At 23.9% G+C, this 1220-nt stretch carries 1 protein-coding gene; it reads left to right on the top strand.

The window, feature by feature from the left end:
• Positions 1–392 precede the first annotated feature (392 nt).
• Complete coding sequence (locus ACQRD5_RS17110; protein ID WP_427747108.1) at positions 393–941, top strand: hypothetical protein; 549 nt, start codon at positions 393–395, stop codon at positions 939–941.
• The last annotated feature ends 279 nt before the right edge of the window (positions 942–1220 follow it).

The following is a 1220-nucleotide window of genomic DNA, read 5'->3' as shown; positions in this document are numbered from 1 at the left end:
CTTAACTTTGATTAACTCTATTTTTTCATACGAAACTTTACACTATCGAATATATTACCATAACCACAAATACTAATACAATATATAAGTATATGTATTATTTAGGTACGTAAATGTATTATTTAGGTACGTAAATGTATTATTTAACCTATATTGGGGTACGTAAATGTATTATTTAGGTACGTAAATGTATTATTTAAATTTTAAAACATAGTTATATCAAGGCTTACAAGGTATCCTAAACATTTAAAACAAAGTTTTAAATAAAACATATAAAACAACAACAGAGAAGTTGTTGTTTTTCTATAAGAGATTTTAATTTTTTTATTCAGATATACTAACTTAAATGATATATTAGTATTAGATACAATTTGGTTATAAGGTGGTTATTTATGATTTATGAAGATATGAGTTTAGATCAGATTATTGAATATATTAATACTGAATTACTAAAAGGTAGAACTATGAAGGATATTGAGGAAAATGATTTTAATGTTAATGAAAGGGTTATTGCTAAAAGATTAGCTAGAAAAAATGTTAAAAAGATAAACGGGCAATTTGTATTGCAAGATGGTTATAAAAAGCCCGAATTAGTTAAGAAGCAAGTAACTGAGCCAGCTATTGAGAAAATAAGTTCCAGCAATACTATTGATTTAATGCAAAATCAAGAATTTTTATATTTAAGTAAAAAGGTTGATATGCTGGAGAAAGCATTTAAAGAAATGATGTGTATACAAGGTAGTTCTAAAGAAGTTACAAGGGACTTAGGATTAAAGATATACTATAGTGAAGATAAACCTACAGCTAAAACTGTAAGATTATATAAAGAAGTTTGGGATAAGATTGATAAAGTTAAAGAAAAATTTCCTCATTTAAGCTATCAGACTCTGTTAAATAGTTTAATAGATGAGATAACTGAGAAATATTTAAATAATGATTAATAAAAATATAGTAATCAATATTATAGATCCTAATAAAATAAGCATATTAGTTCTTGTTTAAATAATAGGGGAAGAATATATGGAAAATAAATGCTTAGTATGAAAGACATTTTTAAACATATGAAAATAGAATTTATTGATGAAGTTGAAAGTTAATTAATAAAGAGTTATTAAGATATGGCTATTAAAAGAAACTATAAGATCTTTTAGTTTCAGATTTCCTAAAGAAATGTATGATGACTTTGAAGAGATTTAATCATTAAAAGTGAGGATTTATAG

It is taken from the genome of Clostridium sp. SGI.024, assembly GCF_050315195.1.
Lineage (GTDB): Bacteria > Bacillota > Clostridia > Clostridiales > Clostridiaceae > Clostridium.
This window is presented reverse-complemented; position numbering and strand designations above follow the sequence as displayed.